Origin of the sequence: Sphingomonas sp. (assembly GCF_042096255.1) — a bacterium.
Classification (GTDB): domain Bacteria; phylum Pseudomonadota; class Alphaproteobacteria; order Sphingomonadales; family Sphingomonadaceae; genus Sphingomonas.
The window spans coordinates 1-5145 of sequence record NZ_JBELLZ010000149.1 but is presented as its reverse complement, the minus strand read 5'-3'; the positions used below and the strand labels follow the sequence as shown (position 1 = coordinate 5145).

The 5145-nt window shown below is 72.0% G+C and carries 5 protein-coding genes; 1 reads left to right on the top strand and 4 read right to left on the bottom strand.

The window, feature by feature from the left end:
- From ACFDTH_RS17260 to ACFDTH_RS17245, 4 genes are all read right to left on the bottom strand, one after another.
- Positions 1-1182: DUF58 domain-containing protein (locus ACFDTH_RS17260; protein WP_375288796.1), on the bottom strand; the 1182-nt coding region annotated here is incomplete at its 3' end.
- Positions 1179-2135, bottom strand: a complete 957-nt coding sequence (locus ACFDTH_RS17255; protein WP_375288795.1) for an AAA family ATPase — start codon at positions 2133-2135, stop codon at positions 1179-1181. The genes ACFDTH_RS17255 and ACFDTH_RS17260, both read right to left, overlap by 4 nt.
- Positions 2132-3382: a hypothetical protein gene (locus tag ACFDTH_RS17250; RefSeq protein ID WP_375288794.1), complete on the bottom strand. Its 1251-nt coding sequence runs from the start codon at positions 3380-3382 to the stop codon at positions 2132-2134. The genes ACFDTH_RS17255 and ACFDTH_RS17250 overlap by 4 nt, the downstream gene beginning before the upstream one ends.
- Positions 3379-4077 carry a DUF4129 domain-containing protein gene (locus ACFDTH_RS17245; RefSeq protein WP_375288793.1) on the bottom strand — a complete coding sequence of 233 codons (699 nt, stop codon included), beginning with the start codon at positions 4075-4077 and terminating at the stop codon, positions 3379-3381. The genes ACFDTH_RS17250 and ACFDTH_RS17245 overlap by 4 nt, the downstream gene beginning before the upstream one ends.
- 135 nt (positions 4078-4212) lie before the next feature.
- On the opposite strand from ACFDTH_RS17245, the gene ACFDTH_RS17240 reads away from it, so the two are divergent.
- Entirely contained in the window at positions 4213-4989 is a 777-nt protein-coding gene (locus ACFDTH_RS17240; RefSeq protein WP_375288792.1) for a hypothetical protein, read from the top strand.
- Positions 4990-5145: the final 156 nt, after the last annotated feature.

Genomic DNA, 5145 nt, shown 5'->3' with positions numbered 1-5145 from the left:
ATCGCGCAGCAGCCCCGCCGCGGTGACCGCGCGGGTGATGTCGGCCGGCTCGGCGGGCGCGCGGTCGATCACCGCCTCCAGCTCCTCGTCGCGCAGCACCACGATCAGCATGAGGTGGCTGGCGACCAGTTGCTCGGCGGCGCGGACCAGGAAGTCGGCGGTGATCACGTCGGTGAACTCGGTGAACAGCACGATCGCCGATCGGCGGGTCAGCCGCGCGGCGAGATCGGTGAGCGCGAAGGTGTAGTTGCTCTCGGCCAGGCTGTAGTCGATCGCCGCGGCGCGATGCTGGAGCGTGGCAAAGGCGCGCGATCCGCCGACGAAGCCGGTGGACAGCCGCGGCCGCTCGTCGAACGCCTCCAGCGCCACCCGGTCGCCCAGCTTGAGCGCCACCCAGCCGGCGAGCAGCGCCGCGGAGACGGCGCGATCCACCCGCGGCACCTGCGCCACCGGCTCGCTCATCTGACGGCCGCAATCGATCGCGAAGACGATCTGGTTGTTGCGCTCGGGCCGGTATTGCTTGGCGTGCAGCTTCATGTGGCGGGCGGATTGCTTCCAGTCGATCGCGCGCCGGTCCATTCCCGCGCGATACTCCACCAACGCGTCGAACTCGGTGCCCTCGCCGCGTTCGGTCTGCGCGATCAGGCCTTCCAGCGCGTAGCGGCGCAGCAGCGCGGCGCCGCGTTGGTGGACGGGGCGCAGGTCCGGCAGGATCGGCAGCCCGCCCTCGGCCTTGCTCATCCGTTGGCGCCAGGCGAGCCCGAGCGGCCCGCGCCAGCGCAGCCACACCGCCCCGATCCGCGCGGTGCCGCGCCTGAGGCTGGTCACCGGCAGCAAGGCGGTGCCGCGGCCGTTCTCGATCGACACCCAGCGGCGCCCGTCATCCTCGGTGGCGAGCAAAGGATCGGCGGCGATCGCCACCTCCGCGGTGCGCACCGGCCCCTGGATGCGGATGTCGACCCGGAGGTCCGCCTCCGCGCCGACCGGCATGGAGGCGGGCAGGCGCAAGGTCGCACTGCCGCGCCGCGCGGCGAGCAGCGCGTCGGCCAGCGTCAGCAGCAGCACCGCCGCCGACCAGGCGAGCGCGGCATACCAGCGCGCCGGCAGCACGACGGCGACCACCAGCGCCAGCGGCACGCCCGCCGCCGCCGCCAGGGCCGAGGCGCGCGTGGGATAGATCAACGCGGCGCCTCGATCGTGGCGATGATGTCCGCCACTACATCCTCGATTGCGCGCCCCTCGATCTCGGCGGCGGGCGCCAGGATCAGGCGGTGGCGCAGGAGGGCGGGAGCGAGCGCCTTGACGTCGTCGGGGATCACGAAGTCGCGCCCGTCCATCGCCGCGCGGGCGCGGGCGGCGCCGGCCAGCATCGCGCCGGCACGCGGCGAGGCGCCGCTCTGGAGATCGGCATGGTCGCGCGTCGCCCGGATCAGCGCGGCGACATAGGCCACCACCTCCTCGGCGAGCCGCACCCCGGCGACCGCCTCCACCGCGGCGCCGATGCGCGCGGCGTCGGCCCGCGGCTCGACCCCCCAGGTCTCGGGCTCCATTGCACCATCGCGTGCGCCATGCGTGGCGATGATCCGCCGCTCCTCCGCCTCGGAGGGATAGTCGACGATCTGCTTGAACAGGAACCGGTCCAGCTGCGCCTCGGGCAGCGGATAGACGCCCTGCTGCTCGATCGGGTTCTGCGTCGCCACTACGGTGAAGCGGGGGCCGAGCGGCAGGCTGTCGCCGTCGATGGTCACCGTACGCTCCTGCATCGCCTCCAGCAGCGCCGCCTGCGTCTTGGGCGGGGTGCGGTTGATCTCGTCGGCGAGCAGCAGGTCGGTGAAGATCGGTCCGCGGGTCAGCGTGAAGCTGCTGGTCTGGAAGTTGAACAGGTTGGCGCCGATGATGTCGCCGGGCATCAGGTCCGGCGTGAACTGGATGCGCCCGAAGGCGAGCCCGCTAGCGCGCGCGAAACTGTGCGCGATCAGTGTCTTGGCGGTGCCCGGCGGTCCTTCCAGCAGCACATGGCCGCCGGACAGCAGCGCCACCAGGATCGTCTCCACCGTCGCGTCCTGGCCGACCACCGCGCGCGCCACTTCCGCGCGGATCTCGCCTGCCAGCGCGGCCACTTCCTCGATCGTCACGCGTCGCGTCTCCTCAGCCATGCATGTAGCGCGCCGGCGGCGCGCATGAGTTCGTCCTTGTCGCCCGCCTCGGCCACCGAGCGGGATAGCCGGGTAAAGGGCGCGCCGCGCCCAAGCCGGTCGAGATAATCGTCCAGCGCGCTGCCGTGCAGCCGGGCCGGCACGCCGAAGGCGCGCACCGCCGCCTCGCGCACCACCTCGGCGTAGCGCGGGCCCAGCCGCGCCTCGCGGCCTGCCTTGCGGACCAGCACGGCGGTGTTGTCGACCAGCGCGGTCTTGCCGAAAGCGATGGCGCGGGCGCGCGGGCGGGGGCTGCCGAAGCGCGTCACCGTGCCCAGCACCGCCAGCAGCAGCGCGACCGCCAGGGCGAGCGTCACCGCCAGGAACGGCGGCTCGAACAGCAATTTGAGCGGGCTGGGTGAGCGGCCGAGGCCGTTGAGCGTCACGTCGAAGGCGATGCCCTCGGCCTCGTTGGAGTTCATGTAATCGAGCATCGCCAGCGCGCTGGCGGCGGTGCCCGCATCGTGCATGCCGCGATTGTCGAGCAGGTCAGGGTCGGCAAGCAGGAACAGCGGGAGGCCTGTGAACTGGCCGACGACGATGTTGCCCGCGTCGTCCACCACCAGGGGTTCGAGCCGGCCATAGGCGGCTCCCGGCTTCACCGTATCCGGCCGGATCGCCTGGAGCGGGCGCGGCGCGGTGAAGCGCACCCCGGTCATCAGCGGCTCCACCGTGCGCAGTGGCCGCCCGCCGCTGCGCCCGCGCACCACGCGGAAGGTGGTTGCGGGGGCGAGCACGCCTTCGGGCTCGTCGTGGTCGATCAGGCTGTAGACGGTCACCCAGCCGCGCTTCTGGCGGTGCGGGCCGGTCGTCCATTTGGGCAGCACCAGCAGCGTCGGGGTGGCGCCGCGCGGGTCGAGCACCGGGTCGACCGGAACGCTACCGGCCGTCGGCGTGGCGACCACCAGGTCCTCGGTGGCGAGCAGCACGTCGCTGCGCACGATCCGCGGATTGCGCCCGGTCGCCCTCGCCAGCGCGACGATCCCGCTATAGCCGGTCACCGCGCGCGACAGCGCGTGCCCGCCCGGCCGGCCGCGTCCCTCGCCGCCCAGGTCGGGGGCATAGGCGCCCAGCACCAGCATTGCGACGAAGCTGAGCATGCCCACGCCCAGCAGGATCGCCACGGTGACCGGCGAGAGCAGGCCGGGGGAGGGAGCGGCCGAGCGGCCGCTCGCGACATCGCTCATGCCCGCCACGATCCGGGTAGTGCGAACTCCTCATAGGTGGCGCGGGTGGTGCGCCAGTCGTCGGCATCGACCGGCCTCCCGCCGAACAGACTCCGCTCGACCACGGCGGCGATCGCAGCGAAGCAGGTGCGTGCGCGGGCGGGGAAGGCCGGGGCGGCGGCGAGCTCGCGCGCGGTGAGCGCGGGCTGGACGCTGCCGGGCCGGCGCCGCGCCAGGTCCTCGACCGATCGGAACAGCAAAAGGTGCGCCGCTTCCGCGAAGCGCCCCGCCGCGGCGAGCGCATCCGCCTCGCGCAGCCAGGCGCGCACCGGTGCCGCCTCGAACAAGGACTGGTCGTCGTCCTCGCCGAGCGCCAGAGCGCGGAACCTGCGGCGGCGCAGGTCCGGCCAGCGCCATTCGCCGTGGCGGATGCGCTGCACCGCCATCCACAGCATGAACGCGCCGGCGATCGCGATCACGCCCCACAGCAGGATGCGCGCATAGGGCGCGTCGGGGAACAGGCTGCCGATCCAGGCGAGCGCCCGACCGATCGGTTGCAGCACGTCCTTCAGCCAGTCGCCCAGTGCATCCATCCAGGCTGGGGGCTTAGCGGGCGGGGTGGGGCGGGAGAGCTGGAATTGCACGGACGCATCGTGCAGCAGCGCATCATGCGCGGCCCGGAACTCGGCCGCCTTCTCGCCAGCGGCCTCGCCCACTGTTCCCGTCCTCCGCGCCCCGATTCGATGCCGACCTTATTCGATGCTGCGGCGCACGCAACCGCCCACGTCGCCGCTGGACAAGCCGCCCGGCTTGGTCGAGCGTGCGCCCGGGTCGCAGCAAGGGGGGTGATGGTGGCAGCAGGTCCTGAGATGACGGTGGGCAGCGTGCTCGCCCGTACGTTCGGCATGATCGGCGCGGCGCCGGTGCGCTTCTTCGGGATCAGCTTTCTGTTCTCCGCTCTGCCGTACATGCTGCTGGAGATCGCCGGCGCGGTGAACTTCGCCGGCATGGCAGTAGCCCCGAACCTCACGCCGGTGCTGATTGCGGGTGCCGCCATCGCGATCCTGTGGCTGCTGCTTTATGCGATCGCCGAAACCGTCCTGATCCAGCTCGGCATCGCACTGACCGAGGGGCGGAGCGTGTCGCGCGCCGAGTTGGTCGCTGCCGGCCTGCGCCTGTTCCTGCCCGTGGCGGGCATCTCCATCCTGTTCTGGCTGGGGGTGTGGGCCGGCTCGCTCCTGCTGGTGGTGCCCGGGCTGATGCTCGCCACCGCCTGGTCGGTCGCGGCGCCGGCGCTGATAGAGGAGCGGATCGGCATCTTTTCGGCATTCGGGCGCAGCGCCGCGCTGACCAAGGGCGCGCGCTGGCGGATCTTCGGCCTCGCAGCTTTGGTCCTCGTCATCTACCTGGTCGCGGCGGCGGCGCTCGGGATCGCCGACGTGGCAGTCAACGGCGTCACCGCGGTGGCGGCGCGCGAAGAGGCGTCGCTGCTGTCCACCATCCTGTCGGCGATTCTCCAGACGGTCTTCGTCGCGGTGTGGACCGCACTCCAGGCGGCGCTCTACGTCGAACTGCGCGACTGGAAGGACGGCCCGACCGGCGGCCGGCTGGCCGAGATCTTCGCCTGAGCGGTGGATGGAGCTGAGAGGCCTGCTGGCTCGTGTGATTCGCCGGTGATTCGGCGATCCACATGGCCGCAGAGGGCCCGATCCGGCTGTCGAATGGTTGGAAACCCGCGCATTTCGGCCAATTCCGTCTTTGGCTGCCACAAAACTGCAAAAAGG